Here is a 25,539-nt window from a genome sequence, read left to right on the forward strand (position 1 = left end):
TTATTTCTATTCTTCTTCGTCTTTATCAAGGCCTTTGGCGTAGAGAACATCTTCATCAAGAATTTCCTCTTCTTCGTCTTCAGGTTTGTCAAAAGCGTCGTTATAACCCCAACCGTAACCAAATGCACCTGTTTCATCGTCTTTCTCATCGTCTGGATTATATTCGTCCAGTGAGTTTGAATCATTAGTTGTTTTAACTTCTTTTTCTGACTCAAGATCAATATCAGGAGTGTCGCTTACGACAACAACTTGATCAGCTTTCTTTTCTTCTTCAATTTCCTTAACAAAAGTTTCTTCAGATTCTTTTAAGTCTTCGTTAAGTTCTAATTGGTGCTCTCTTTTATATTTTTCGATGGCCTCTTCTTTAGTCATCTTCTTTGGAGAGTTATCTACAGGCGCTTTTTTAGCTACTTTCTTTGTCGCTTTCTTTGCTGCTTTTTTAGCTACTTTCTTTGTCGCCTTCTTCGCTGCTTTTTTAGCTACTTTCTTTGTCGCTTTCTTTGCTGCTTTTTTAGCTACTTTCTTTGTCGCCTTCTTCGCTGCTTTTTTAGCTACTTTCTTCGTCGCTTTCTTTGCTGCTTTTTTAGTTACTTTCTTTGTCGCTTTCTTCGCTGCTTTTTTAGCTACTTTCTTTGTCGCTTTCTTCGCTGCTTTTTTAGCTACTTTCTTCGTCGCTTTCTTCGCTGCTTTTTTAGCTACTTTCTTTGTCGCTTTCTTTGTCGCTTTCTTTGCTGCTTTTTTAGCTACTTTCTTTGTCGCTTTCTTTGCTGCTTTTTTAGCTACTTTCTTTGTCGCTTTTTTTGCTGCTTTTTTAGCTACTTTCTTCGCTGCTTTTTTAGCTACTTTCTTTGTCGCTTTCTTTGCTACTTTCTTAGTTGTTTTCTTCGCTGCTTTTTTTGCAACAGTCTTCTTAGTAGCTTTAGTTGCCTTTTTAGCAACTTTCTTTTTAGTTGCTTTAGCTTTCTTTTTTACCACGGGAAGGTCCTTGTTATATCTTTAATTATTTTCTAGTGAGTATATAAAATAAAGCACACTTTTTTCAAGTAATTTTAATGAGTAAGTGTGCCAAAATCACTTAATTGACCACTTTCTAGCTCATTTACCACGTTCCAGCTAGCAATATCATCAGAATGATTTAAAACTTGGCCTTTTGACTTCTCTGAATAAATGGCCTTTTCTAAATATGTTCCAGGTCCAGAGCCTGAAATTGAGCTCGCAGGTATGAATTTAGTTGAGTAATAATTTCTCTTAGCACTATAAACACTGGAGTAAACGTCAAAAGGGTGAGTTAGATCTCCATCGTCGTTAGAGCCTTGTCTAGGTCCAGGTGAGTAAGCTGAAAGCATATCTTTGTTAGAGAGTGGAGCTATATAGCTTGAGCTATTTGATGGTTTAACATAGCTGGAAGTATAGAAATAACGGTATGTGTTACCACCTAAGGCGGTCTCAGAACTTATGTAATCTCTAATCATCTCAGGAAGAGGTTTAATTCCACATTCAGTAGCACCACCTTTAAAGAATTGGTTAAATCTAGTGGCCATACTTAGGTTGTCACAGTCCGTGAAGTTTGAAAGTCCAGCGTCAAGGGCGTAGATTGAGTTTGCCGCATTTCTGTAGCTATCCGTTCCAGTACTTGGAGTTGCTGCTATATCTTCAGCAACACTTTTGAGCGCATCTAGATACTTTTCAACAGCCTGATCACTTGAGGTTAAGTAGTTTTGAATAACACTAATGATACTATCTGGAGTAGGGTAGAGTGTATCTGTTCCCCAAAGTGGAGCAAAGAGTTGGTAGAAATTATTTCCAGTAATTGGACTTGAAGGTGTTTTGATTACAACTGCCGGAAATGCAGAAAGATTTTCAGGGTTATCGGTTGGGCTATTTTCCATTGTCGGAATCATATAATTTAGAGCTTCATATCTTGTTGGTCTTCTAGCACTTTCTATGGCGATCTCAATTTGATCCGCGGTAATTAGACTTGGATCAGTAATTTGTAGGTGAGAGGCTAGCTTTGTAAATTGTTTAGCATCAAAAAGACCTAGTTCTTCAGGATTCGTTACCAATGAGGTTGCTGATTCAGTTATGGCCTGCATTGCACCTTCAGGGCTACTAGTGTGTTGAGATAAATCAGAGTAGTTATCAAAGTCATATAACAAATTTGGAACAGCAAATTTAACATCAATACCTGAAGACGGTGAGCCTCCGATAACTGAAGTTGCCGTGTCTACCCAAAAGTCCTGAGTATTTGGAATTGGTCTACCGGCCTTAAATGGTCCGCCAGGCATAAGAAGACCAGAAACATAAGGAAGACTTCTATTTTGACTTGCTTCATTTCTTGGAGTTAAATAAGTTGCTTCAGAATCAAGACCAAAGAGCATTGGTCCAATTCTTCCTCCAAATGGTTTGGCAGAAGCATAGGCCTGTAATGTTACACCTTTATTTTCTGAAAATGGGTAGAAGAGTCCAATGAAGTCTGCTTCACCTTTTACTGCGTAGTAAGTAAGGACCTTTGGATTTTTCACATAGCCAAACATATAGCCAGGCACTGGAAGGCCTGTTTTAGTTGCTCCACAAGCACCTTCAACAGGAGTATTACCAACAATACTCTTAATTGCTTCACCACTATTGTTAGTAACAAGTGTAGTATAAAAAGTTACAAGATTGAGAGGGTAGGCTATCAAGTCGATATATCTTTTTTGTGATGGAACATATGAACTTGAACCTAAGTTTACCACAGGGTTAGGAGGCATAAGAGTAGTACTTAGAGAGTTTGCACTAGCATTAAAAACTTTCGGTTTTAGCTCAGTTAGTTTAAATGAGCTCGCAAATTCATCTCTAATTTGTCCGGACTTATTTGCACCACCAGATAAATTTCTAAATGCTGAACGAAATGCCTTAATCGGTCTTTCATTATACGGATTTCCAAAAGGTCCTCCAGCATTATCTCCAGCTAGTTGGCCATAACTTGTACAACCACTTGCTCCGTAACAAATAGGTTCATCTACAGGAGGTCTATTTACTATGGCCTCAAGATTTCTCATTCGAAGTCCAAGCTCAATTGCTTGAATCCATGCTCCTGTTCTATGTCCAGCAGCACTTGGAGTATCAGTAAAAAAATCTTTCTTAATCCCATAGGCCCAAATCATGGCACTACCAAAGTTACGTATAGATTTTTTAGAACAGTTGGATGCTTTTATCTCTGTTATAACGTTCTCAAAACTTTGGTGTTGTTCATCAATACCAAGAAGACCAGGGGCTTCAAATCTAGGTAGACCTGGGGTAGAGAATAGTTTGCAAATATCTTTAGAACCACCAAATGACATACAAGTTGATGGAAGGTTATAAGGGTCAAACTCATTAGAGCCTGGGAAGGGAACCAGTCTGAAGTTTGTATTGCTTTGAGAAGCTGTTACTGCTGGATCTAGCTGAGAACCAAGTCCAAGTTGACCGATAACGTAGTATTTGAACATCCACTCTTTATAGGTATTTCTCATTTCCCAATTAAGGTAGGCGATATTAGTCATCTGGCGTGCTTGAACAGCAGCACCAGACCATGCGGCAGCATCAACTGCATTTTGCAGGTTAATTTTGGCCTTAACGAATAAGCCTACATTGATGATAAAGCCCATCATAGTGATAACAATCACCATGATAATGCCTAGGAAAATACTGAGCTGACCTCTTTGGTCTTTATAAACTTTTTTCATCTTTAGATATTCTAAAACAATAAAGATCGATAAAAAAGCTAAGCTTTTAAATATATGAAGAAATATTTGCCGGACTCAACTCGATCCCAGGGCCAAGCAAGTTGACACCTTTGAACGTAAATCTAGAGGTTTGGGCAATGCGAAACTTGGAATGATTCTTGATAATAACTATCTAACTGTGAAGACTTGTCGGTGTCACAGTGCTGAACGTTCGCCGCACGACAAATCCTATCAAGATTTACTTTCTCATCTCGCACGCAAGTGCTTCTAAAACACGTCAATTCTCTGGTGGTCGCGGGGCCACCGGAGCTCTATCGATGGTGAGTTTGGAAGATTTTGCACAGTTAGATTTGTCGAGTAAATCTGGTAGAATATTGCTACTAGGAGATAGGTTTTTATGAGTAACTTTAAATGGAATCCACTTGAAAAAAGAAGCTATAAGCATAAGAATCCATCTATGGAATTCTTCTGTCCTCTTTGTGGCTCTGAGAGGGCCTTTCATTCTTCTCCTAGACTATCTTTAAAAAATTATCTTCAACTCATTCTGTGTTCTGCCATGGCCATCGCCATTGCTTTTCCACTTATGGGAGCTCGCTCTTTCTTTATTTTCTTTGTTTTGCTTGCGGCATTTGAGGCAGGTTTCAGAATGAATTTTAGAAAAGAGATCCCTTGTCCACATTGTGGCTTTGATGCTTCTTGGTATAAGAAGGATGTTAAAGTTGCACGAAGACTTGTGGCGGAGTTCTGGAAAACTAAGAATGGTTCTCAATCAGACACTGTAGATGAGAGTGAAGTAGACGAACTTTTGGACGCTGTGTCGAGTCAAAGACAGCAAGAAGAAGCGGCCAAATATAGAAACTTTTGATCTCTAAAAAATAAGCCTAAATACTTTCAAATACTTAGCTTTTAAGGCACTTTTCACTTATTGCTTAAGTGTTAATGAGTGTGAAAAATACTTTTAAATTAAACTTTTTCATACTATGTTAAATCGTTAACACACACAGCGATGACGAGAAATATCTATGTACCCGTCATTAAGCAGGAGGAAATCATGAGTGTAAATAAAGTAATTATTTTAGGTCGTTTAGGTTCTGAGCCAGAGTTAAAGTACACGCCATCTGGAGCAGCAGTTTGTAACTTTTCTTTAGCAACTTCTGAATCTTGGGCAGACAAGAGTGGTCAAAAGCAAGAAAAGACTGAATGGCACAGAATTGTTGTTTGGGGAAAGCTAGCTGAGCTTTGTAATCAATATCTAGCAAAAGGTCGTCAGGCTTTTATCGAAGGTTCACTTCAAACTAGATCTTGGGACGGACAAGATGGTCAAAAGAGATATACAACTGAAATCAACGCAAAGAATGTTCAATTCTTAGGTGGTGCTTCTACTGGTGCTAGCAACTCTCAATCAAGAGATAATAGCATGAATCAAGATATGAATAATAATCAAGGTGGAGCAATGAACCAAGATTATGATATTTCAACTGATTCTAACTTTACTTCGGATGATATTCCGTTTTAGAGAAAATAAAAAAGGATTTCATTTAAGGCCAGTTTCGACTGGCCTTTTTATTTTACAAGTAACGTAATTCCAGTCATTTATGTAATATTAAGAAAGTCTTAAAATAGTTAAGAGTGTTCCTCAAAGTGCCGATAAGTAGAGGTAGAAATAGTATAGGAAACACAATTAATGAATGATCAATCAAATTCAAATTTCTTTTCAGTAGGTTTTGGTTTAATTCTTTTAGATAAAGAGTTGCCTTATGATCTATATGTAAATTCATCTTCTAATAAGTTGAAAGAGAAATTTGTGAGAATATTTCCTATGACTGGTCTTCTAACAAAAGAAGATGTTGAAAACTATAAGCATAAGTATCATCAGCTCTATATTCCTGAAGATCAGAGAGATCTTTATTTGAGAAGTCTTATCGATTGTGCAGGATTAGAAGATTTGCAGAAGGCCGAAGTCATTAAGGATTCAGCAATTCATTATCTTACGACAATCTTTGATCCAACTAAAGAGTTCTCTACGGAAGTACTGAATGAGACAATTAATGGATGTAGAGACTCAGTAGAGAGTATGGTTGATGTGCTAAAGGAATATGATGTAAAGCAAGTTCAGAACCTAATTGGTGATCTGAGTTTTCATGACTTTTATACATATGACCATTCTATAAATGTATCGATGTATTGTATTTCAATTTATAAGATTTTAAAGCCAAATGCAGCTCGTGAAGAGATTGTTCTAGCTGGCCTTGGTGGTCTTCTACATGATCTAGGAAAAATTAAAATACCTACACACATAATTAATAATGCTGGAAAACTTGATGATGAGCAATTTTCAATGATCAAGAAACATCCTAGGTTTGGATTCGATTTAATTACTAAGTCTGATATCGATTGCCCTGGTGTTGATTTTGAGATTGTTCAAAGAATAGTTTATGAACATCATGAAAATTATAATGGAACAGGATATCCTGAAGGATTAAAGGGAGAAGAGATTCATCTCCTTGCTAGAATTACTTCAATCGCAGATTTCTTTGATGCGATAACAACTAAGAGGTCATATCACGAGGCCCTTACGCCTGAAGATGCTCTGGCCGTAATGTCTAAGAGTGTTGGAAAGAAGATCGATCCTGCTCTTTTTGAAATTTTCAAAAAGAGTGTGTCTCAAGTCGTAGATAAGACTATTAATAAAGAGTTACCTGATGACTTTGATCCTTGTCAGCCTCACGATGTTCTTCCATTTAGAGCATTAAGTGCTAAGCCTCAGCAGACGGACTTCTTTAAGAAAGAAGAGCAGAGTTATGGCAAAGTTGCTGGATCTGAAGATTTTGGTGTTAAAAAGAAAGCTTCATAAAAAAAGCCTGCTAATCTAGCAGGCCAATAAATCAAAGAATTTATTTTCGAATTATTTTGTTTCTGTTTTCGCGTCAGCAGCTTCTTCTTTATTTTCCATTGCTTCAATTGGAGCATCATTATTTAATGGAGCAGCGATTGGCGCGTCACCATCAAGGATTGAAGAAGAAGATTTAGTTGATTGAATCTTCGCAAGTAAGATTGAATTTCCAAGAAAAAGAACAGCTAGTACTGTAGTTAGCTTTGTTAGGATATTTCCTTGTTGAGCACCTGTAAAAGAAGCATCTCCACCACCTGAAAGTAATCCAGCTTCTGCACCTTTACCAAATTGTAAAAGAACAAGAACGATTAAAAGAATCGAGATAACAATATGAAAAACCATTAGAGAAGTGAACATAATTTAAATACCTTATATAATTAATTTTTTAATTTCTATAAATAACAAAATCTTTAAGTCTTTGGCAAGAAACATGCTAAAACTCATTAAAATTTACTGGGCCTGCGTACATAAGTCCTTGAAACTTTGACCTTTTAGAGAGGCTCCACCAACCAATGCTCCATCAATATCTTCATTAGAAAGAAGACCTTTGATATTGTCAGGCTTAACGCTTCCCCCGTAAAGGATTATTGTCTCTTGAGCAGAAAATCCATCGATAGATTCAAGAACAGATCTTGTGTACTTGTGAGCTTGCTGTGCTTGCTCAGGTGTTGCCACTTTTCCTGTACCGATTGCCCAAACTGGCTCGTAAGCAATAATAACTTTCCCTATGTGAGTCGAGTTGAGTCCTCTTAGACCATTCTCAAGTTGAGACTTCAGTACTGTCTCTACTTGGTTGGCCTCTCTTTGTTCTAAAGTTTCACCAACACAAAAAATAACCACAAGATCATTCTCTAGTGCTTTTAATGTTTTGGCATTTAAAAGCTCGTCACTTTCTTTGTAAATTGACCTTCTTTCAGAGTGACCAACTAGTGTGAAATGAGCTCCAATATCTTTTAGAGACTTTGGGCTAAGTTCTCCAGTGAATGCTCCTGAGTCGTTTTGCGCACAATTTTGAGCACCACATTTAATTTGAGGGAATTTGAGTAGTCTATCTAAGTGAATTGCCTGAGGCGCAATCCACGCCTGAGCTGAAACCTCACTTAGATCTCCAAGTTCTTTGAAGAATGTATCAACCTCAGATGTTGTTTGATTCATTTTCCAATTTCCGACTATATGTACTTGTCTCATAATTATCCTAGTTTAAGTCTATTCCAAATCTTAGTGCTTGAACTCCTGGAAGAGTACCTTCTTCTATAAATTCTAAAGATGCACCACCACCAGTTGATACATGGCCCATTTTATCAGCAAGACCCGACTGCATTACTGCACTAACAGAGTCTCCGCCACCAACAAGAGTGAATGCATTTTCCATCTCACTAAGTGTTTTGGCAATTGCAAGAGTCCCTTTTGCATAATCATTATTTTCAAATAGTCCCATTGGTCCATTCCAAAGAACAGTTTGAGCACCAGCCAGCTTTTCGTTGTAAAGGTTTATAGTTGCAGGTCCTATATCAAGGGCCATTTTATCTCCACCAATCTCAACTGTGTTACAGATCTCTGGTTTTCCTCCAAATTCTTTAGATACAATATGATCAATTGGGAGAACTACTTTCGACTTACTTGAAGACATAAGAATCTTTTTGGCAAGTTTAACATCATCTTGAGTACACATTGAGTTACCAACATCAAAGCCTTTCGCGACTAAGAATGGGTAGGCCATAGCTCCACCGATGAGTAGATGATCAACATTTACAATAAGCCTTTCGATAATCTTAATTTTATCTGAAACTTTTGCGCCACCAACAATCGCTACAAATGGAGCTTTTGGTTTCTCTACTATTTTACTAAGGGCCAAGATTTCTTTTTTCATTAAGAAACCACCATAGGCCTTATCTTTAAAATAACCATTTATTGTATAAGTCGAAGCGTGTTTTCTATGTGCAGTACCAAAAGCATCATTCACATATATGTCAGCATAGCTTGCAAGTGCTTTAGCAAACTCCTGATTACCTTGTTCCTCTTCTGGGTGGAACCTTAGGTTCTGTAGGAGAATAATTTTAGACTCATTAAGAGTTAAAAGAGTTTTTATTCCTCTATCTAAGCATGATTCTGTAAGAACAACATCTTGTTCCAGTTTATTGGCAAGGTAAGTTGCAACAGGCTCAAGTGTGTAATCAAGATTTACTTTTCCTTTAGGACGCCCAAGGTGACTCATTAGAATCAATTTCTTTGCACCGTTATCAAGCAAGTACTTAATAGTCTCTAGGGCCATATCAATTCGCGTCGTATCTGTAATCTTCGAAAGGTCCTTCTTATCAAGAGGAACATTGAAGTCGAAACGAGCAATAACAACCTTATCCTGAACTTCTACTTCATCAATAAACTTTAAGGCCATTACAGTTGCTTCCCTATGAATGTTGCAAGATCAATTACTCTATTTGAGAATCCAGCTTCATTATCATACCAAGTAACAACTTTTACGTTCTTACCTTCAATTACGTTTGTAAGACTTGCATCTACGCAAGAAGATTCTCTCATTCCCATGTAATCACAAGAAACAAGCTCTTCTTCTTCATAAGCAAGGATACCTTTTAAATTAGAACTTGAAGCTTCCTTTAAAGCAGCATTAACTTCTTCAATAGTTACATCTTTCTTAAGTGTAACATTTAAGTCTACTAGCGAAACATTTGGAGTAGGGACTCTAATTGAGAATCCATCTAGCTTTCCTTTAAGTTCTGGAATAACTAGTCCCACAGCTTTTGCTGCACCAGTTGTTGTAGGAATCATTGAAATAGCTGCTGCTCTAGCTCTTCTTTTATCTGCGTGTGAAGTATCTAAAATAGATTGGTCACCTGTATAAGAATGAACTGTAGTCATAAATCCATTTACAACACCAAAAGTGTCATTAAGAACTTTTACAACAGGAGTTAAACAATTTGTTGTACAACTTGCATTAGAAATAATGTGATGAGAGTTAGCATCATATGTATCGTTATTTATTCCCATAACAAAAGTTCCATCAAGATCTTTTCCAGGAGCACACATGATTACTTTCTTTACTGTTCCACCTAAGTGCTTTCCAAGTCCTGCTTTATCCTTGAAAACACCTGTCGCATCAATAACGATGTCTACTTTATCATCTGACCAAGGAATCTCTGCTGGGTCATAACAAGCATGAAAAGTAATTTTGTGATTATTAATATTAAGAATACCGTCGTCAAACTTTACATCGGCATTAAATCTTCCATGAATTGAGTCATACTTTAGTAGGTGAACATAGTCAGTCGGCTTACCAGGACTATTAACTGATACAACTTCAATTTCTTCAACATTACGGTTGAAGATTTCTCTTAGAACTGTTCTACCAATTCTACCCATTCCATTGATTCCAACTCTTATCTTAGTCATATTAACTCCGCGTAAAAATTAAATAATTAATGTCAGGACTATGCCATAAATACGAGTGGTTGGGTAGCATTTATGGCGCTTAGGGGAGTATTTTAGTCTGTTTTTAGGGGATATATATTGCTTAGGTGCGTTAATATGATTTTATTTGTAAAATAGAGTTAATGAAGACTGAACCTCAAATTAAACATTATGCCTCTAGAAACGATTATATCCAAAATCGTACTAATAAGAAGGCCTTGAGTCTTATCGATGAAAAAGACAGTAAGTCTTTGAAAAATATTCAAGATAAGGTTGAGTTGTCTCCACAGTCTAAAGAAAAGGCCATGAAACCGCAGAAGAGCATGAAAGATGATCTCAAAGAAAATCTCAAACAAAATAAGAATGAGATAAAAAAAGCTTCTTCACATCTTTTGTCTGATGCACTCGGTGTGGCCAAGAATGCACTTCAAATGCCTGGTGTAAGCAGTCTTGCTGATATTGCTACAGGAGTAATTCCAGACAATTCACCTATAAAAGAAGTAAGTGAAGTTCTGGTTGAAAAGGATGAGCAAGGTCTTAAAGATGGGGCGAGAGTAATATTCGTTAGTGGTCTACATTTAGCAGGGATAAGTGAAGATGGTGAGGGTCTGGAGTCCATGGCAAACCATATTGAGAACTCTCAACACTTTTCATGGAAAGATGAAGACAAGATACTTCAAGAGATTAGTAGAACTCCTAAAGATGAGCCAGTCGTTTTAGTTGGGCACTCATTAGGTGGGGACGGTGTTGTTAGTATTTCAAATAAGCTAAATACTTTAGAATATGGGTTTAGAAAAGTAGACCTGTTAGTGACTTTGGACTCTGTAGGTTTTGATAATGATCTAATCCCAAATAATGTGAAAAAGAATTTAAACTTTATTAGCAATAAAGATATGTTCTTTAATGATGGTCCAAATATCGCGAGAAACCTAAATAAAACTGAAGTTATAAATGAATTAAGGCAAGAAAAGCACACAGAGTTGGATGATTCAAATGATATTCAGCAAAGTATTTTCGCTGGAATTGATGAAGTTTTAAGCGACTATAAAAATAGAAGTGAAGAAAAGAATCAAATGAAAAATCTTTTTATGAATATGATGAAAGAGTATTCTAGCGCAAGTAATTCCAAATAATTTTCTTAATCTTACCATCTTTGCGCAATTTTCTTATTGCCGAATCATACTTATCTATTTGTCCTTTCATTCCTTTTGAAAAGGCTAGATGAAAGTTATAACTACCAATATATTTATTAAAATTGTGAAATTCGTAATCTTTGATATTTAACTTTTCTTTCGTTATGTGATGTTTCACACGCAGTAAAATCTCAGGAAATGCATCGGCCCTCTTTATTTTAACGGCCTTAAGGGCACTGGCATGAGTTGAAACAATTAGTACATCAATTTTCTTATTCTTAATATACTTTTCGATTCCGGGATAATTAAAACCACTTATAAGAGCGATTCTCTTTCCAAATAGGTCTTCAATTTTTTTAAAACGAAAGTTCTTTCTTGTTACAAGTTTGTGTTCTACCTTGAATAATGGCTCTTTTGATAGGAGCTTACTTTGAATCGTTGACCATTCTTTTGCTCCATAGGAGATCCATCTAAGATCATTATTTTCTTCCATAACTTTTAAGGCCCTTAGAAACGGAAGCGTAATTGTATTAATTTTATTTGTATAATTAATTTCTTTATTTATCTCATTAATGATGTCTGTTATGAGTCCATCTTTATGGCCATTAATTATTTGGAAAGGCTCAGCTGTTTTTTCAAGAACAACATAGTTGAGTTGATACTTGTTAAATTGTACCGCATGACTATTTAAAGAAATGAATAGAAAGAAAATTAGTAATCTCATATTTACAGTATAAACCTTATGAGGCTTACTTACAATTAATGGAGTCTTTGTTAGAAAGTGTAACGGTAGAGTACTCTTTGTCTAAGGTAAGACAAACTGGAGTTTTTTCATTTTGTGAGTTAAATAAAAACTCGTGAGCATTAAAACAATCTTCAAAGCTTAGTGGGTAGATTATTTTTTCTTTAACAGCGACAGTCGTATTTTCATAGACAACAAGTTGATTAAAAAAACTCTGACAATCTAGAATTACTTTTGGATACTCGAAAACTTTAATTTCGAACATAGAGTCAAACTCTGTTCTAAGATAACTTCTAACACTGATACTTTCAGTCTTGGCAAAAGAATTACTTGATAAAATAAGTACGAAAAGAAGTGTTAATTTATTCATTCTTCTTTATCGGATATTATTTTTTAATCTATAGTCTCGTTCTTTGTATTGTCGATAATCCAGTTTAAGAAGTCTAGAGCGAGAGGATTTGACGAAATCTTCTCAAGTCTATTAATTGTTAAACCTGAATACTGAGCATTTTGAATAGCGCTCCACATATTATCCCAAGATGAGTTTGAGCCAAGAGTACTAGCAGATGTATTTTCACCTTTGATAGGTATATTATTAGATTTTGATAATTCAGAGATAGCTATAACTAAGGTCTTGGCCCTTGAAGTTAAGTTTCCATCTTGATTCTGATCACTTTTTTCTAGTCCAGTATATGTAAAATTAAAGCTTTGATATTTCGTGAGCTCTTTTATAGTCGTAAAAGATTTTATTAAGTCCGTGTAAGATAGTGCAGGGTTAGCATCTAAGTAATTAGTGTCAATTCTTATGAGTCCTGCATTTAGCTCGGCCAATCTGTGTTGCTTACTTATTTCAGGAACATTAGGAACTTTAGTTCCAATAGGTTTATTCTTGAAAGGAGAGTCATCTTTGTTAAGTTCCCTAACTGCAGTAGTTACGACTAACTGTACGTGATCTATTAATGATTGATTATACCATTCGTAAAAATCTTTAGAGTACTGAGAAAGAAGAGTGTTATTTTCCAATAGGACCTTTGATAAAGGTGTTTGAATATTTTCAAATGTTGTAAGTTCATTGCCCCAGACACTACTTATATTCTCTATAGTCTTATATTTATTCTTTACGAAGTTGATAAATGACTGCTTTGCAAGTTTTGAATGCGCTTGGTTGAGCACAATTTTTTGATCATCATTACTAAAAGACTTTGGATAGCGTACCTCTCCATTTGGTCCAATTCCTAAGTTAATTTCTTCTATGCTATTAGCAATACTTGAAAAACGATCAGCAAATGAGATTATAAAATCCTTGTAATCATTTAATACAATTTGTGTTGCCCAAACAGAAACTGATGAAACAGAAGCATTACCCAATTCATCTAGGTACTTTAATGAATTGCTATCCAGAGCTAGCTCTTCGTTATTATATTTAGTCCAGATCCAGCTCGGTACCGAAATATTACAATTTAATTCTAAGCTAGGTTCACAACTATGAAATGAAATTGTAGGTATCCATTTAAGACCATTTTTTATAATTAAATTAGAAACCTTTTCATAGTAAGACCAATCAAAATTATTATCGCTCTTTTCAACAACTCCCCACCAAATCTCAGTAGCTACAGAGTTTACTCCAATCTCTTTCATCTGCTTTAAGCGTTCATCAAATTCAACCCATGATTGATCTTCAGATGTATCAAAATTATTAATTGCCGAAGTTGCTTTTACAACAGGTGTGAACTTCGCGGCGTTTATGGCCAAGCTTAGAAGCGTAAGGTGAATATAAGCGATAATTTTTATTACCCTTAATGGTTGTTGCATGGCAATATAATATCAGAATTAGAAATACAATCTAGTGGATTGTAGAAAATACAATAGTCTAACTATTTGATTTCATATGGAAAATAAGGACTTAGAGCTTTGATAACAACTCTTTAATACTGTTTCTAGCTCAATATCTTTAGTTTGAGCAACAAACTCTGCAATAAATGGAAGGTAGTAAGGAGCATTCTCTTTACCCCTGTAGGGAACGGGAGTAAGAAAGGGTGCATCGGTTTCAAGTAGAACTCTTTCAATAGGACAGATCTCCAGAACGTCCCTTACGTTCTGGGCAGTCTTAAAAGTTATAATTCCGTTAAAGCCCAAGTGAAAACCTAAATCAAGGGCAACTCTAGCAAGCTCAATTGAAGAGGTGAAGCTATGAATAACTCCTTTTTTCTTAAGGCGAGGGGCCATGTCACTGAGAATTTCAATGGTGTCTTCATCGGCATCTCTAGTATGAATTACTACAGGTAAATCCTTTTCTATAGCGATTTCTAATTGTTCTTTAAATGCTTCGATCTGAATTTCTCTTGGAGATTTGTTATAGTAGTAATCAAGCCCAATTTCTCCAACAGCTACAACTTTCTCAAATGAAAGATTCTCAAGAATCTGCTGTCTTACTTGCTGATTCCACAATCTTGCTTCATGAGGATGTATGCCTTGAGTACAATAGATATTTTCATGTTTTGTACTAAGATCAATCACAGTGTCTAAGTTATTAGGAGAGACGGATATAGTGATAATTTTTTCTATGCCATGTTTGAAAGAAACGTCGAGAGTTTCTTGAAGTTCCTTATCTTTGAGATAGTCTAAATGACAGTGAGTCTCAATGATAGGAAAGTCAAATATTGGAATCTCTCTACGTTTCTTACTCATTTATTATTTTCCAGATTTCTTTAAGATATCATCTAGAATTATGTAAAGTTGGCTTAGTGGAAGTACACCTTCAATCTTAACTCCATTTACTAACATTGTTGGCGTCGACCTAATATTAAAAGGAGAAGAAGCCGCTATAATATCTTGTACAGATTTCTTCGTTTCTGCGCTTTGCATACACTCTAAAACGCCTTCTTTCTTTGCGTAACTTTGAAGCCAATCTAGTGTAAGGGATTCTTGGTTATTAAAGATATCATCGTGTACCTTAGCAAATTTAGTTGGTAAACAGCTCGCTAGGTAAGCTCCTTGGCAAGCAAGAGTATGTAGTGGCCTTTGCATTGACGGGTTACAATTATGGTCTAGAGGATAGAACATATATTGAATATTAATCTTACCCTTATACTTGTTAATTATTTGATGAGTGTTATTCGATAATGCTTTACATGCAGGACACTGAAAATCAGAGAAGAATGTAATTTGTAGTGGAGCATCTGAGAAATTTTCAGAGGCTGAAACAATACGAAACTTTGAGTCTTCTGCTGGGTTTCCTAAATTAGGTAATCCCCAATACTGCTTTAAAAGGCTGTCTGCGATTTTTGAGTTGTAGCTCTCTTTGTCACTTACATTCTTATAAAGAAGTCCCGAGCTTATTAAAGCAACTACAGCATAAATTCCTATGGTCTTAGGGTCAATTCCTTTGTGAGAACTAAACTTGAAAAATAGGAAAGCTGCTAACCAAGAAAGAATGTAATAAATCGTACACATTGGGCATAGGCCGCCAAGTGCGATCAATGAGTATAGAAATAGAACAAAGCATCCAATAGCATTCACAAGGAGTATTAAGTGGTTTGTTTTTTCGGTTTCTTCATTTTTAAATAGAAAACCTGCGAAAATAAAAACACCCATCAGTATACCAAACAAAGAGATTGGAACACCTGCAATATTCGATAGAGGAGAGTTTGTCGTAGTATCACAATTAAAGAAGGAGTTAATATTACAAATACCTGATGCTTCAGTGATACTCGTTGGAAACTTTACTTGAAAGTAGTGATTCGTTAAGTAAATTGAGACTGCAATCATAGCTGTTGCAATTACTCCCATAAGTATCTGCATATTAAATGAGCTGTCTTTGTAAAAGGACTTCTTATCCACGTTTATCTCCTAATTATATTTTAAAATATTCCAATTTCTTTGCAATAAATCGCCTCTTCGATAACTATGAAAATCTTCATTAGTGAAAGTGTCGAGAGCGCTGTCTTCTATTATAATGCCATGATAGTTTGAACTCAATTGTTCTTGGGCCATGGCGAGCATATTAAAATGAATTTTGCCTTGTCTATCTAAGAAATGAGTAGATTTAGGAAAATTTTGTTTAAAGTCTTCTCCAACCTCGTACTGTTCTACTCGGATATGAGGGCCTATAAATGCATATTGAGGCTTAAGTTCTTTGAGACGATCTTGCAGAAGTATTTCACTTTGAAGTCCTCTCCAACCAGCGTGAACAAGTGCGAATTCGTGATCTCCAATGAGAACTATTGGTAAGCAATCAGCGGTTCTAATTGCTAAAATATCATTCTTATTGTTTGAGATAATGGCGTCAGCATTATTTTTAGAAGACTCATCACTATAATGATAAATTCCATTTGAGTGAACTTGATCTACGCAAATTAAATCTAGGTCAGTAGGTCTATCGTTCCATACTTCATATGTGAATCCAGCAATATTTTTTGAAAAAGTTTTCTTTGGCATTATTCTAACCTCAAACCTTCTAAAACCTTTTGAAAGATTTCAGGAGGAGGTGTTTCAAATAACATTTTCTCTTTAGTTATTGGGTGAACAAAACCAAGAAGTTTTGCATGTAGAAATGGAAATTCATAGTTACCAATAATAGCAGCGATATTTTTTCCAACTCTTTGCAGATTTTCTTTAGGATTACTATACAGAGGATCGCACATTATAGGGCGATTAAGTAGCTGACTTAGGTGAACCCTTATCTGATGAGTTCTACCTGTCTCTAGAGTCATTTCAAGGTGAGCAACTTTAGAAAATTGTGTTATAACTTTGTAGTAGGTAATGGCATTCTTTCCATCTTTAGATTCAATGGACATTTTTAATCTATTTTGAGGATGTCTACCAATCGTTGATTTTAATACTCCAGACTCATCAAATTTTTTTCCCATGGCCACACATTCATATTTTCTTTCAATATCGTGTGTAGAAAAAAGTTTAACTAGGCCTTCATGAGTTTTCTGATTCTTTGCTACAACCATTACACCGGAAGTTCCTTTATCAAGACGATGGACTATACCAGGCCTTTTTTGATCACCGACGCCTTGTAGGTCTTTGCAATGATGTAGAATTGCATTAACTAAAGTTCCTGTATAATTACCTGGTGCTGGATGAACTACCATACCTGCGGCTTTATTTATAATGATTAAGTGCTCATCTTCAAAGAGTATTTCGATAGGTATATCTTCTGGTTGAGCGTCTGCTGAGCGTGGAGTAGGGATAATAACAGTTAGTTCACAACCTACTTCAGGAAACTTCTTAAGCTCAATTTTTTTCTTATTATTTTTAGCTGTTATGAGACCTTGCTCAAAAATCATTTTGATATATGATCTACTTTGATCTTTCAGCTTTGAAGCAAGGTATTGATCTAAACGTTTAAACTCGTTCTTGTCCTGCTCTGTGATAACAAAAGTAAATTTCTCCCCATCATCACCAGCAGTCACTACTAACCTTTGAGTTCTTTAATTCTATTAAGATATGATGTTGCTATAATATCAGGATTTAGCTTTAAACATTTAGCATATTGAAAAACGAATCCTCTTACATAAACAAGGGCCGGAAGCTTATTTATAGCTTCATCTTCAATATACTTTAAATAAGTCTTAGATACTTTTGTCATCTCTGCCATTCTAATAATATCTACTTTCTTATACTCTCTAATCTCTCTTAAGAATTCTCCCGTGAACTCAGTCGCTTGAGAAATTTTCTCTTCCATCTCTGGATTTTCTTCATAGGCAAGAGAATATTTCTTTGTCGCAACTATCTTAGTCATACTTTCACCAGAAGGCTTCTCGCTAGTTCCAAGCGCCTTGTCTAGTTTAGAATCAGCAGAGTCCGATCTTTGATTGAGAACAGTAGATGTGTTTGGAGTATAGTAATTAAAATCTTTATTGAGACCTCTTGCTTCATCATATTGCTGTCTCTTCATTGGATCACTAATAATACTATAAGCTTCTTCTATAAGATTAAGAATTTGGTCACACTCATCCTTTGTCATAATAGAGTAGAGTGCTAATGAATCTTGTGAGTAAGCATTCTTTGCTCTGATATATCCTTGTTGGATATCTTCCTGATTTGCTTGATTTGAGATTTCAAGTACATCGTAGTAATTCTTTGACTTTTCCAAATTATAACCTTTTAAGAAATATTTAATAATCTATGAACAATTTTATCGAAGTTATTTACAAGTGTAGAGTTTGGAAATTCCATTAGTAATGGACGCCTTCTTTTTACACTTTGCCAGACTGTTGCATCGTAATCTAAAAAACCAACGTAATCGAGATTGATACCAAAGTATTTACGGCAAATGATTTTCATAGAAAATCCAATGTCTATATCTGCTTGTGTTCTGACTTGATTGATAATGAGTTTTGGGGATAGCTTCTCTATCTCCATCTTCAATTTATGTCCCATCTCAGGATTTATCTCAATTACTCTCGCAATGAGATCTGCAGGAGTTGAGTTTTGAGAGATCTTTGCATTCATGGCCTGGTCAATTAGAGGGCCAATTTCAAGTAAGTCTTCCACCATATTTAGCTTTCTATGATAAACACTTTTAATAAATCGGTACGTGTTTTCTATACTAGTCGGCTCAGGAAGTGCAGTAAGAATACCTTGATCTGCTGATATAAAGAAATCAAGAGTGTTGAATGTCGTTCCCGCCCCTAAATCAAATAGTACATAATCAGCATCTAGCTCAGTCATTTTACTTATGATCTTTGCTTTTTGCATCTGCTTAAGGTTAGCTATTCCAATATCATCCTGAGCACCACTTATGATGGAAAGGTTTTCAATTGGAGTAGATGTTAGAAGTTCATTTAAAGTTCTAACTTTCTTTGTAAGATAATCTGATAATGTTTTATCAGGAATAGGTACGCCTAGGCATGTATGTAGATTTGCTCCACCTAGATCAAGATCGATGGTTACAACTTTGTAACCCATTAAGGCGAGGCAGATAGATAAGTTGGCCGTAACCAAACTTTTTCCAACGCCACCTTTTCCGCCTCCAATCGCCCAGATTTTTGTCTTTCGCGTAGAGTCTATTTTACTATGTAAGTCTTCAGTTGTGTTTTGCATAATATTTTCTGTCCCTAAAAATATAATTTATTATATGTAAGAAATATCAATATGTAAGGGGTTAAGTTAGTAAAATGTGGATAAAAACAACTTTAGTTGAATAATTTGCTCAACTATGGACTACTTAGAGTGGCTAAGCTAGACTCTGCTTCGAAATTCAGGGGGTCATAAATGAGTACTGAAATAGAAAACCAAACATTTGCACTTAGAAGTGATTTACATATTGTTAGAAAGATATGGCACATGGGTACAGGCTGTATTGGACTCTTTGCTTACTCTCACTTTGACTTAAGTGCTAAGACTATGTCTTGGGGGCTTTTGACTTTGGCCATCGTAGCAATTCTTGTCGAAATCACCAGACTTAAAGTTTCTGCTGTTAATCGTGTTGTATTAAAATTAATGAAGCCTTTTTTAAGAGACTCTGAAAAGAATTCTATGAGTGGCTTTCCATTCTACGCACTAGGCGTTGCACTTTCATTTTTATTATTTGATGAAAAGATTGCAGTTCTCTCTTCGCTCTTTCTTATTTTTGCTGATCCAATATGCTCATTCTTTGGGGTTCTTTATGGTAAAGATAAGATTTTTGGAAACAAATCCATGCAAGGGGCGATGGCCGGATTTATCATTTGCTATGCTATTACTTTTCTCTATGGAGGCTACTATTACCAACCAGGATTGGAGTTATTAGTTTTTAGTATAATAGTTGGTCTTGTTGGCGCAGTCTCTGAGCTTTGCAGTGTCTTTATCGATGATAATCTTTCTATTCCAGTTGTTTCGGGATTGGGAATAACTCTTGTAAATAATCTCATTCCGATTCTTTAGTGGGCCACTCTGGAGGTCTTTTCGATCTCCTCATAGCACTTTATAGCGTCTACAACTATTGGTCGCTCTGAAAATTGATGAGGATTGTTAAATAAAGAACTTAATAGTTGTATTCTTTCAAACATCGAATTATTTTCAAGAAGAAGTTGTCTTAGGTCTGGATCATGAACAAGAAACATGCAGATATAATCTACAACATGATAAATAGAACTTAACGACTTACTAAATGACTCTCTTTCGAAGGAGTCAGGCACACTTTCAAGTAACCAGTTGTCTAGTAGAGTTTTTAGGTTCTCTATTTGAGGACCATGGAATTTTTCAGATTCTACTTTATCCGCAAAGAGTTCTGCTTGATAAATTAGGTAAGGAAGATTTTGTTCAACGTTTACAAGTCTAACTTTTCTAGTTCCCTTGATTAGTATTTTTAAAGTTCCATCTTCAGTTTCATTTAAAATTATTGGAGTTCCTGCACCACATATTTTTGATGGGCTATAGCGACCTTTCATATTCAAATGTTCTAGATTAAGGGCCTTGCTAATAGCGACCTCTTTACCATTTTCTACACAGTCTTTAATCATCTGTGCATACACGGGCTCCACGATGTAGACTGGTAATGATGTGTAAGGAAAGAACACAACATTAGGAATGGGAAGTACGGCTATTTGAAATGTTTCCATACGTTATTTTAGCAGTAGAAGATGAATAGAAAGTTAGAAATTTTACCATTATGTGATTACAGTGCTTTAATGGCTTATTCTCTATATTTCTTAGGTAGAAGAATCGACTAGGTGACAAGAATCTATGTTTTTTATAGAATGTAATTTTAAGAGGTTATAAAATGAAGTCGATTATCCCATTGAAACCATTTGCTTCCCGAAAAATTTGGGGAGGAAATTTACTGCAAGAGCTCAAGGGGCTCGAATCTCTTGATGGACAGTTGCCCATAGGTGAAACTTGGGAAGTCTCTGCTCATCCAGATGGTCCATCATCAAGCAAAATAGGAAGCCTAGATAAGATCTCTAGTCTTACCGAAATACCGTATCTTTTAAAGTTAATTGAAACAAGTGACAATCTTTCAGTCCAGGTTCATCCAAATGATGCTTACGCTAAGAAGCACGAGCAACAAAAAGGAAAGTCTGAGTGTTGGTTGATTCTTGATTCTCAAAAGAATTGTGGAATTTTCTTAGGGATTAAGTCCTCTGTCACGAAAGAAGCTTTTGAGAAGGCCTTAAAAGAGGGAGACGATTTATCTGAATTGATGAATTTTTATCCAACGAAGAAAGGTGACTTTTTCTATGTTCCAGCAGGAACTGCTCACGCAATAGGAAAGGGTGTTTTTCTTGCAGAGGTTCAACAATGCTCTGATGTTACCTATCGTGTTTGGGATTGGAATCGTGTTGATAAAGATGGGAAATCAAGAGAGCTTCATATAGATAAGGCCCTAGAAGTTATTCGATTTGATGAAGAATTTAATTACCCTGTTAATTTTAAAATCCAAAATAATATTTTTCAGCATGAGAAAATTAAGCTTTTAGATATTGAGGATTTCTCTTTATTTTCTTACAAACTATCTGGTGAAGTAGAGCTAAAATTAGATGATAAGTTTGGATCTATCTTCGTTCTGTCTGGTGAAATTGAAGTTGAAAAAGATAGTGAGGCTCACTCTTGCAATGAGTATGAGGCGATATTACTTCCTTTAACAGGAAGTAAAAAAATTAAAGTAAGAGGAAGTGGAAACTTTCTCTTTGTAAGGTAATTCTATGAAACTTCTTTCTATATTATTTGTTCTACTTATAACAATTTCCTGTGACAAGAAATCGGAAGTTATTTATTCAGGACAAAGGGTTATTATAAAGCCTGTAAGTGCAGGAGTAGAGGATATAGATGTCGTTCGTTGGAAAGTAGGTCTAATGAGAAATTTGACAGTCTCTAGAGGAATTCAAATTGTCGTAAACTTTCCTAAGATTGATAAAAAGCATCTACACTTTCTTGTCGATAAGTACGGTGTTGATAGTTGGGTTATCAAAGTAAAGCGCCGAGGTATGATGAGAAATGAAACAATGGGATATCTCTATATACCTTTGATACTTCCTGGGCAAAAGAATGTGATGAGAATTAATCAACTTAGTACTGGAAGTTTTAAGGTATATTACGCGGCTTCAGCAGTTTCGAGTAGATTTTCAAATTTACCATGTCCGGCCTTTAATCACGACTTGCTGATTGAGAAAGTAGAGCTTGTCACTTCTAATCCACTCGTTACAAACTTAGTGGTTTCTCCAGTAGAAGAGGAGCGAATACTTGCTAAGGTTGAAGAATTTAACTATGCCAATACTGTTATAAATGGTGGAAAGGAGTTGAGAGGTGAGTATTACCTTGAAATTGCTTTTTATAATACAAAGAGAAAGGTTAAGCTATCTAACTTTATTGAACTTGCTGGAGTTGGAAAGGTTGTTAGAGAGAGATCTGTTCCTATTTCAGGTTGTGAGAATTATACAATACCTCCAAGAGGTAAAGATGAAAACTTGTATAAGAAATTTAATTTTGGAAACTAAAAAGGCCTCCCTTTCGGGAGGCTTTTTTTATCTCTGATAACACGTTAGGGGGTACGTGATCTCATGACCTTTATTTGTTCTAATTGTTAAATAATCATTTAATTCAGAAAACTTATTAGTGTCTCCAACATGAATCTCATGTCTTTCACCCCAGTAGTTTAATACTTTAGTGAACCCACTTCCTTTTCTCTTTGTTCTTAGTGACTTTGCTGAGGCAACCATTCTTCCTGTTTCAGTTTCTTCAAGAAATGCCACCTTGTTATTAAAGATAACAAACGATTTCTTCATTCTAGGAGTATGGCATTCAATCTTAGAATGTACCGCAGCTCTTGCTTGAATAATCTGTACAAATGACAGTGTCAAAAGTGTGATAAATATTGCTCTAATTGTTTTCATAATAATCTCTCTAGTTTTGTAGCCAGTTTCTAGTTATATATAAGCAATGCCCATGCCAATTAACGCAAGCCTGTATTTGATAACTTAGCTCTATGACTGTCTATATCCCTTACAATACTGACTAAAAAATAGACAGACCTTGTAGGCTTTACCTATTGTATTTTTGCTTTAAAATGGAGGTAATTATTTGGAGGTTTAAATGAAGCGCATACTATTAGGTCTATTATTTCTTGTAATGAGTACTGTTTCTATACACTCGAATGAAGGTGAAGTACTCACTCTTACTGGAAAGTTTATTAATAAGAGTGGGCAAGCAGTTTCTAAGAAGTATGGAACAGATTATTTTTTTCAAATCAAAGATGAGTCAGGTAAGGTCTATGCTTATCCCGTTGTTATTAAAGACGCAAAGACAGCGCAAAAGATCTCTAAAAATAAAAGTAAAATCTTTACTGTAGTAGCAGTTCCTACTCAGAAAAAGCATCAGGTTGGAGAAGTGGCGAGCTATGTTCACGTATTAAGTGTGCTTGAAGCAAATACATTTAGTATGAAGAGCTTAAGCGTTAGGCAAGGTGATATTCAAGATCAAGGTCCAGATATACCTTATTATGATAGATCTAAGACTAAGCAACAGTCCCCAACTTTTAATATTTCGGATACGGCGGCAAACTCAATAATATTCGCTGCTGGAGCTGCATTATTAGGCGGAATGTTAATAAAATAATCTATCCTTATTCAAGGTGAGATATTCCTTCTCACCTTAAATAAATATCCTTTCTATGTAACTTTTTTATACTTACTTTAAATAGCTAGACTCAATGAGTTGATTCAATTACAAAGCGTTTCATTGTTTTGAAGTCGAAAGTTTTACCACGCTCCTGGTTTTGAGCAAGTTCTAAAGTTGTGTGGTTTCCTATTTGTGTTGTGTAATTAGAGGGTAACTCATTCGACTTTTACATATATAGGCCTCCCTATATGGGAGGCCACTTTTTCTTTCTATCTTCTCTATGTTTATAACTTTTAAAATTAATTAGAACTAATGTAGAAAAATTGCTTATAATTAACTATGAGCGATTTACTTAAAAATAATTATAATAAAAAATATATATCACTTGTTGCTTCTGAAGTTCAGAAGCAACATTGTTCTTTTAAAGCTCGTGAATTTACTAATAAAGTATTAGATAAAGACTGGGAAGATCTTGAGTTAAAAAGTCGCATGAGAAAGATCACAGTGACCCTTAAAGAGTTTCTTCCTAATGACTATTTCAAATCAATAGAGATCATTTTAAAGGCAGCACCTCCTTTTGGAGGATTTGAAGGGATGTTCTTTGCTGACTTTGTCGAGCAGTATGGGCAGGAGAAAGAAAATTGGAATCTCTCCTTAAATGCTCTTAAAGAGCTAACTAAGTATTCAAGTTCTGAGTTTGCGATTCGTCCCTTTATTATTAAGGATTCTAAGCGTGTAATGAAAACACTTCTGAGTTGGAGTAGAGATAAAAATTTTCATGTAAGAAGGCTCGCCAGTGAAGGTTGTCGCCCCAGGCTTCCGTGGGCCATGGCGATTAAAGATTTTAAAGTTGATCCAAGTCAAATAATACCTATTTTAGAAAATCTAAAAAATGATCCCGAATTATATGTACGAAGAAGTGTTGCTAATAATTTAAATGATATAAGTAAAGATCATCCCGAGCTTGTCGTGAAAATTGCAAAGTCTTGGATTGGGGAAAACCAACAAGTCGACTGGGTTGTTAAACATGGTCTGCGTACACTCTTAAAAAGAGGTAATCAAAAAGCGTTAAAAATATTTGGTTTTGCAGCTACTAATGAAGTTAAAGTCTCTAAAGTAAGGACAAGTAGCACAGTTAAAATTGGTAAAGAACTAGAATTTGAGTTTACTATATCCAACTCGAATAAATCGAAACTAAGAATTGAGTATGGTATTGATTACTTAAAAATGAATGGTTCTCATTCTCGAAAAGTTTTTAAAATTTCTGAGAATGAATTTCAACCCGGCCGTCACCGATTTGTAAAAAAACAATCATTCAAAGAGATGACGACACGAAAGCATCATCCTGGAAAACATTTTCTGTGCATAATTATTAATGGAGTTTCGTATAAAAGTTATGGATTTAATGTTTTATGAGTTGGTTTGTTTATATCATAGAGACCACTTCTAATAAGTTCTATACAGGAATCACTACTGATGTTGAGAGAAGATTTAATGAGCACCTTAATGATAAGAAAAAGGGAGCAAAGTTTTTTAGATCAAATAGGCCGAAAAAAGTTGTGTATATAGAAGAATTCGAAAATAGATCTCTTGCGAGTAAAAGAGAATATGAAATTAAACAACTAACTAGACAGCAGAAAGAAAAATTACTTAAGTCTATTCATCAATAGGTCCATCATAAATCTCCAGTTCCTCTTCTTGCCAAGGTTTTTGAAGTTCCGATGGTACAGAAGGGTCAACCCTCGAGTGATATTCATATGGGCAATGAGTACATCCACTTTGACAACAGTAGCCTCTTTCTTGATGGTACTTTTTGGTGAAGACCATGAGTCCTTCAGAATTTAAATAATAGTGGATATTTTCGATCAACTTCTTAGTCATGTAGATAATTTATCGCATAAATATTCGTTTTAAAAGAAGAAAGCCTCCGATTCCGGAGGCTAAACGCGTGTGTATAAGAATATAAATTCTTCAAGAGGTAGGTCTTAACATCCATTATAAGTACCTAGCTCTTTTATAGACCGGAGAGTTCTACCACCCCAATTTTTTCTAGGCAAGAAAAAAAGTTTAGAATATCCTATAAGGGTACTT

The 25,539-nt window shown here is 35.4% G+C and carries 29 protein-coding genes; 11 read left to right on the forward strand and 18 right to left on the reverse strand.

What is annotated here, in order from left to right:
* Positions 1 to 6 precede the first annotated feature (6 nt).
* Both DPQ89_RS09065 and DPQ89_RS09070 read right to left on the reverse strand, forming a co-directional pair.
* Positions 7 to 975, reverse strand: coding sequence for a histone protein (locus tag DPQ89_RS09065; protein WP_127716619.1), 969 nt, complete (start codon positions 973 to 975; stop codon positions 7 to 9).
* A 74-nt stretch (positions 976 to 1,049) separates the two neighbouring features.
* Positions 1,050 to 3,707 (reverse strand): TadE/TadG family type IV pilus assembly protein, encoded by a 2,658-nt coding sequence (locus DPQ89_RS09070; protein ID WP_127716620.1) that lies wholly within the window; start codon positions 3,705 to 3,707, stop codon positions 1,050 to 1,052.
* A gap of 200 nt (positions 3,708 to 3,907) precedes the next feature.
* Between DPQ89_RS09070 and DPQ89_RS18500 the strand changes: the two genes are divergently transcribed.
* From DPQ89_RS18500 to DPQ89_RS09085, 4 genes are all read left to right on the forward strand, one after another.
* Positions 3,908 to 4,108, forward strand: coding sequence for a hypothetical protein (locus DPQ89_RS18500; RefSeq protein ID WP_164848330.1), 201 nt, complete (start codon positions 3,908 to 3,910; stop codon positions 4,106 to 4,108).
* Positions 4,105 to 4,572, forward strand: coding sequence for a hypothetical protein (locus DPQ89_RS09075; protein ID WP_127716621.1), 468 nt, complete (start codon positions 4,105 to 4,107; stop codon positions 4,570 to 4,572). Before DPQ89_RS18500 ends, DPQ89_RS09075 begins: the two co-directional genes overlap by 4 nt.
* Positions 4,573 to 4,758: 186 nt before the next feature.
* On the forward strand, positions 4,759 to 5,223 hold the full coding sequence (locus DPQ89_RS09080) for a single-stranded DNA-binding protein (protein WP_127716622.1): 465 nt from the start codon (positions 4,759 to 4,761) through the stop codon (positions 5,221 to 5,223).
* 168 nt (positions 5,224 to 5,391) lie between these two features.
* Complete coding sequence (locus tag DPQ89_RS09085; RefSeq protein ID WP_127716623.1) at positions 5,392 to 6,561, forward strand: HD-GYP domain-containing protein; 1,170 nt, start codon at positions 5,392 to 5,394, stop codon at positions 6,559 to 6,561.
* 51 nt (positions 6,562 to 6,612) lie between these two features.
* Here the strand turns inward: DPQ89_RS09085 and secG are convergent, their stop codons facing one another.
* From secG to gap, 4 genes are all read right to left on the reverse strand, one after another.
* On the reverse strand, positions 6,613 to 6,957 hold the full coding sequence (gene secG / locus DPQ89_RS09090) for a preprotein translocase subunit SecG (protein ID WP_127716624.1): 345 nt from the start codon (positions 6,955 to 6,957) through the stop codon (positions 6,613 to 6,615).
* Positions 6,958 to 7,050: 93 nt separating this feature from the next.
* The gene (gene tpiA, locus DPQ89_RS09095; RefSeq protein ID WP_127716625.1) at positions 7,051 to 7,788 is read right to left on the reverse strand and encodes a triose-phosphate isomerase; all 738 of its coding nucleotides are present in this window, start codon (positions 7,786 to 7,788) and stop codon (positions 7,051 to 7,053) included.
* Positions 7,789 to 7,795: 7 nt separating this feature from the next.
* Complete coding sequence (gene pgk / locus DPQ89_RS09100) at positions 7,796 to 8,995, reverse strand: phosphoglycerate kinase (protein WP_127716626.1); 1,200 nt, start codon at positions 8,993 to 8,995, stop codon at positions 7,796 to 7,798.
* Positions 8,995 to 10,008, reverse strand: coding sequence for a type I glyceraldehyde-3-phosphate dehydrogenase (gap, locus tag DPQ89_RS09105; protein ID WP_127716627.1), 1,014 nt, complete (start codon positions 10,006 to 10,008; stop codon positions 8,995 to 8,997). Before gap ends, pgk begins: the two co-directional genes overlap by 1 nt.
* 161 nt (positions 10,009 to 10,169) lie before the next feature.
* Here gap and DPQ89_RS09110 point away from each other — a divergent pair, with 161 nt between their 5' ends.
* Entirely contained in the window at positions 10,170 to 11,159 is a 990-nt protein-coding gene (locus DPQ89_RS09110; RefSeq protein ID WP_127716628.1) for a hypothetical protein, read from the forward strand.
* Here the strand turns inward: DPQ89_RS09110 and DPQ89_RS09115 are convergent.
* The 9 genes from DPQ89_RS09115 to DPQ89_RS09155 all read right to left on the reverse strand — a co-directional run bounded on the left by DPQ89_RS09115 (position 11,137) and on the right by DPQ89_RS09155 (position 18,954).
* Positions 11,137 to 11,883, reverse strand: coding sequence for an ABC transporter substrate-binding protein (locus DPQ89_RS09115; protein WP_127716629.1), 747 nt, complete (start codon positions 11,881 to 11,883; stop codon positions 11,137 to 11,139). The two genes, DPQ89_RS09110 and DPQ89_RS09115, sit on opposite strands and share 23 nt — an antisense overlap.
* A gap of 25 nt (positions 11,884 to 11,908) precedes the next feature.
* A complete protein-coding gene (locus DPQ89_RS09120; RefSeq protein ID WP_127716630.1) occupies positions 11,909 to 12,271 on the reverse strand; it encodes a hypothetical protein in 363 nt (120 codons plus the stop codon).
* A 23-nt stretch (positions 12,272 to 12,294) separates the two neighbouring features.
* Positions 12,295 to 13,713: a family 14 glycosylhydrolase gene (locus DPQ89_RS09125; RefSeq protein WP_127716631.1), complete on the reverse strand. Its 1,419-nt coding sequence runs from the start codon at positions 13,711 to 13,713 to the stop codon at positions 12,295 to 12,297.
* Between the two features lie 72 nt (positions 13,714 to 13,785).
* Positions 13,786 to 14,589 (reverse strand): TatD family hydrolase, encoded by an 804-nt coding sequence (locus DPQ89_RS09130; RefSeq protein WP_127716632.1) that lies wholly within the window; start codon positions 14,587 to 14,589, stop codon positions 13,786 to 13,788.
* A gap of 3 nt (positions 14,590 to 14,592) precedes the next feature.
* Complete coding sequence (locus tag DPQ89_RS09135; RefSeq protein WP_127716633.1) at positions 14,593 to 15,741, reverse strand: thioredoxin domain-containing protein; 1,149 nt, start codon at positions 15,739 to 15,741, stop codon at positions 14,593 to 14,595.
* A gap of 9 nt (positions 15,742 to 15,750) precedes the next feature.
* Positions 15,751 to 16,338 carry a polyphenol oxidase family protein gene (locus DPQ89_RS09140; RefSeq protein WP_127716634.1) on the reverse strand — a complete coding sequence of 196 codons (588 nt, stop codon included), beginning with the start codon at positions 16,336 to 16,338 and terminating at the stop codon, positions 15,751 to 15,753.
* Positions 16,338 to 17,321, reverse strand: a complete 984-nt coding sequence (locus tag DPQ89_RS09145) for an RluA family pseudouridine synthase (protein WP_127716635.1) — start codon at positions 17,319 to 17,321, stop codon at positions 16,338 to 16,340. Before DPQ89_RS09145 ends, DPQ89_RS09140 begins: the two co-directional genes overlap by 1 nt.
* Positions 17,322 to 17,323: 2 nt before the next feature.
* Positions 17,324 to 18,004: a RodZ family helix-turn-helix domain-containing protein gene (locus DPQ89_RS09150; RefSeq protein WP_127716636.1), complete on the reverse strand. Its 681-nt coding sequence runs from the start codon at positions 18,002 to 18,004 to the stop codon at positions 17,324 to 17,326.
* A gap of 11 nt (positions 18,005 to 18,015) precedes the next feature.
* Positions 18,016 to 18,954, reverse strand: coding sequence for an AAA family ATPase (locus DPQ89_RS09155; protein WP_127716637.1), 939 nt, complete (start codon positions 18,952 to 18,954; stop codon positions 18,016 to 18,018).
* A gap of 171 nt (positions 18,955 to 19,125) precedes the next feature.
* Between DPQ89_RS09155 and DPQ89_RS09160 the strand changes: the two genes are divergently transcribed.
* On the forward strand, positions 19,126 to 19,776 hold the full coding sequence (locus DPQ89_RS09160; protein ID WP_127716638.1) for a diacylglycerol/polyprenol kinase family protein: 651 nt from the start codon (positions 19,126 to 19,128) through the stop codon (positions 19,774 to 19,776).
* On the opposite strand, the gene DPQ89_RS09165 is transcribed toward DPQ89_RS09160, so the two are convergent.
* Positions 19,773 to 20,453: an LON peptidase substrate-binding domain-containing protein gene (locus tag DPQ89_RS09165; RefSeq protein WP_127716639.1), complete on the reverse strand. Its 681-nt coding sequence runs from the start codon at positions 20,451 to 20,453 to the stop codon at positions 19,773 to 19,775. The two genes, DPQ89_RS09160 and DPQ89_RS09165, sit on opposite strands and share 4 nt — an antisense overlap.
* A 161-nt stretch (positions 20,454 to 20,614) precedes the next feature.
* On the opposite strand from DPQ89_RS09165, the gene DPQ89_RS09170 reads away from it, so the two are divergent.
* Both DPQ89_RS09170 and DPQ89_RS09175 read left to right on the forward strand, forming a co-directional pair.
* Positions 20,615 to 21,532: a class I mannose-6-phosphate isomerase gene (locus DPQ89_RS09170; RefSeq protein WP_127716640.1), complete on the forward strand. Its 918-nt coding sequence runs from the start codon at positions 20,615 to 20,617 to the stop codon at positions 21,530 to 21,532.
* A gap of 4 nt (positions 21,533 to 21,536) precedes the next feature.
* Positions 21,537 to 22,328: a hypothetical protein gene (locus DPQ89_RS09175; RefSeq protein WP_127716641.1), complete on the forward strand. Its 792-nt coding sequence runs from the start codon at positions 21,537 to 21,539 to the stop codon at positions 22,326 to 22,328.
* A 27-nt stretch (positions 22,329 to 22,355) separates the two neighbouring features.
* Here the strand turns inward: DPQ89_RS09175 and DPQ89_RS09180 are convergent, their stop codons facing one another.
* Complete coding sequence (locus DPQ89_RS09180) at positions 22,356 to 22,724, reverse strand: hypothetical protein (RefSeq protein WP_127716642.1); 369 nt, start codon at positions 22,722 to 22,724, stop codon at positions 22,356 to 22,358.
* Between the two features lie 199 nt (positions 22,725 to 22,923).
* Here DPQ89_RS09180 and DPQ89_RS09185 point away from each other — a divergent pair, with 199 nt between their 5' ends.
* From DPQ89_RS09185 to DPQ89_RS09195, 3 genes are all read left to right on the forward strand, one after another.
* A complete protein-coding gene (locus DPQ89_RS09185) occupies positions 22,924 to 23,445 on the forward strand; it encodes a hypothetical protein (protein WP_127716643.1) in 522 nt (173 codons plus the stop codon).
* Between the two features lie 342 nt (positions 23,446 to 23,787).
* The gene (locus DPQ89_RS09190) at positions 23,788 to 24,864 is read left to right on the forward strand and encodes a DNA alkylation repair protein (protein WP_127716644.1); all 1,077 of its coding nucleotides are present in this window, start codon (positions 23,788 to 23,790) and stop codon (positions 24,862 to 24,864) included.
* A complete protein-coding gene (locus tag DPQ89_RS09195) occupies positions 24,861 to 25,118 on the forward strand; it encodes a GIY-YIG nuclease family protein (protein ID WP_127716645.1) in 258 nt (85 codons plus the stop codon). Before DPQ89_RS09190 ends, DPQ89_RS09195 begins: the two co-directional genes overlap by 4 nt.
* On the opposite strand, the gene DPQ89_RS09200 is transcribed toward DPQ89_RS09195, so the two are convergent.
* Positions 25,105 to 25,329: a DUF5522 domain-containing protein gene (locus DPQ89_RS09200; protein ID WP_127716646.1), complete on the reverse strand. Its 225-nt coding sequence runs from the start codon at positions 25,327 to 25,329 to the stop codon at positions 25,105 to 25,107. The genes DPQ89_RS09195 and DPQ89_RS09200 overlap by 14 nt on opposite strands.
* Positions 25,330 to 25,539 lie beyond the last annotated feature (210 nt).

It is taken from the genome of Halobacteriovorax sp. HLS (genome assembly GCF_004006665.1).
Taxonomy (GTDB): Bacteria; Bdellovibrionota; Bacteriovoracia; order Bacteriovoracales; family Bacteriovoracaceae; genus Halobacteriovorax.

Excerpts from the sequence above, each read along its gene's own strand:
- tpiA (WP_127716625.1), bottom strand. The coding sequence starts at position 7,788 with ATGAGACAAGTACATATAGTCGGAAATTGGAAAATGAATCAAACAACA.
- DPQ89_RS09125 (WP_127716631.1), bottom strand. The coding sequence starts at position 13,713 with ATGCAACAACCATTAAGGGTAATAAAAATTATCGCTTATATTCACCTT.
- DPQ89_RS09070 (WP_127716620.1), bottom strand. The coding sequence starts at position 3,707 with ATGAAAAAAGTTTATAAAGACCAAAGAGGTCAGCTCAGTATTTTCCTA.
- gap (WP_127716627.1), bottom strand. The coding sequence starts at position 10,008 with ATGACTAAGATAAGAGTTGGAATCAATGGAATGGGTAGAATTGGTAGA.
- DPQ89_RS09115 (WP_127716629.1), bottom strand. The coding sequence starts at position 11,883 with ATGAGATTACTAATTTTCTTTCTATTCATTTCTTTAAATAGTCATGCG.
- DPQ89_RS09160 (WP_127716638.1), top strand. The coding sequence starts at position 19,126 with ATGAGTACTGAAATAGAAAACCAAACATTTGCACTTAGAAGTGATTTA.
- pgk (WP_127716626.1), bottom strand. The coding sequence starts at position 8,995 with ATGGCCTTAAAGTTTATTGATGAAGTAGAAGTTCAGGATAAGGTTGTT.
- DPQ89_RS09165 (WP_127716639.1), bottom strand. The coding sequence starts at position 20,453 with ATGGAAACATTTCAAATAGCCGTACTTCCCATTCCTAATGTTGTGTTC.
- DPQ89_RS09170 (WP_127716640.1), top strand. The coding sequence starts at position 20,615 with ATGAAGTCGATTATCCCATTGAAACCATTTGCTTCCCGAAAAATTTGG.
- DPQ89_RS09080 (WP_127716622.1), top strand. The coding sequence starts at position 4,759 with ATGAGTGTAAATAAAGTAATTATTTTAGGTCGTTTAGGTTCTGAGCCA.
- DPQ89_RS09110 (WP_127716628.1), top strand. The coding sequence starts at position 10,170 with ATGAAGACTGAACCTCAAATTAAACATTATGCCTCTAGAAACGATTAT.
- DPQ89_RS09085 (WP_127716623.1), top strand. The coding sequence starts at position 5,392 with ATGAATGATCAATCAAATTCAAATTTCTTTTCAGTAGGTTTTGGTTTA.
- DPQ89_RS09130 (WP_127716632.1), bottom strand. The coding sequence starts at position 14,589 with ATGAGTAAGAAACGTAGAGAGATTCCAATATTTGACTTTCCTATCATT.
- DPQ89_RS09200 (WP_127716646.1), bottom strand. The coding sequence starts at position 25,329 with ATGACTAAGAAGTTGATCGAAAATATCCACTATTATTTAAATTCTGAA.
- DPQ89_RS09180 (WP_127716642.1), bottom strand. The coding sequence starts at position 22,724 with ATGAAAACAATTAGAGCAATATTTATCACACTTTTGACACTGTCATTT.
- DPQ89_RS09190 (WP_127716644.1), top strand. The coding sequence starts at position 23,788 with ATGAGCGATTTACTTAAAAATAATTATAATAAAAAATATATATCACTT.
- DPQ89_RS09175 (WP_127716641.1), top strand. The coding sequence starts at position 21,537 with ATGAAACTTCTTTCTATATTATTTGTTCTACTTATAACAATTTCCTGT.
- DPQ89_RS09075 (WP_127716621.1), top strand. The coding sequence starts at position 4,105 with ATGAGTAACTTTAAATGGAATCCACTTGAAAAAAGAAGCTATAAGCAT.
- DPQ89_RS09120 (WP_127716630.1), bottom strand. The coding sequence starts at position 12,271 with ATGAATAAATTAACACTTCTTTTCGTACTTATTTTATCAAGTAATTCT.
- secG (WP_127716624.1), bottom strand. The coding sequence starts at position 6,957 with ATGTTCACTTCTCTAATGGTTTTTCATATTGTTATCTCGATTCTTTTA.
- DPQ89_RS09155 (WP_127716637.1), bottom strand. The coding sequence starts at position 18,954 with ATGCAAAACACAACTGAAGACTTACATAGTAAAATAGACTCTACGCGA.
- DPQ89_RS09195 (WP_127716645.1), top strand. The coding sequence starts at position 24,861 with ATGAGTTGGTTTGTTTATATCATAGAGACCACTTCTAATAAGTTCTAT.
- DPQ89_RS09140 (WP_127716634.1), bottom strand. The coding sequence starts at position 16,338 with ATGCCAAAGAAAACTTTTTCAAAAAATATTGCTGGATTCACATATGAA.
- DPQ89_RS09185 (WP_127716643.1), top strand. The coding sequence starts at position 22,924 with ATGAAGCGCATACTATTAGGTCTATTATTTCTTGTAATGAGTACTGTT.